The 295-nt window shown below is 30.8% G+C and carries 1 protein-coding gene; it reads right to left on the minus strand.

Translation table 11 applies throughout. From position 1 onward, the window contains the following. A partial coding sequence (locus N3D17_07895; GenBank protein ID MCX8083284.1) for a dCTP deaminase occupies positions 1–258 on the minus strand: 258 nt, incomplete at its 3' end. Positions 259–295 lie beyond the last annotated feature (37 nt).

A 295-nucleotide genomic window follows, 5' to 3' on the forward strand; every position in this document is an offset into this window, starting at 1 on the left:
TGTTAAATTTGCTATTTGAATTGTTATATATCCTTCCCATTCTGGTTCAAGGGGTGTAACATTTATAACTATTCCACACCTAGCATATGTTGATTTCCCAAAACATAATCCTATCACATCTCTTGGAATTCTAAAGTATTCTACACTTCTACCCAAGATAAAACTATTGGGAGGTATTTTACATGTCTTACCTTTAAAATTCATAAAATCATTTTCATTTATCTTTTTGGGAGAGGTAAATTTCCCTTTAAATATCAAGAAATCCTCAGAAAGGGTAAAATCATATCCGTAAGAC

The organism is bacterium (assembly GCA_026414725.1).
Classification (GTDB): domain Bacteria; phylum Ratteibacteria; class UBA8468; order B48-G9; family JAFGKM01; genus JAAYXZ01.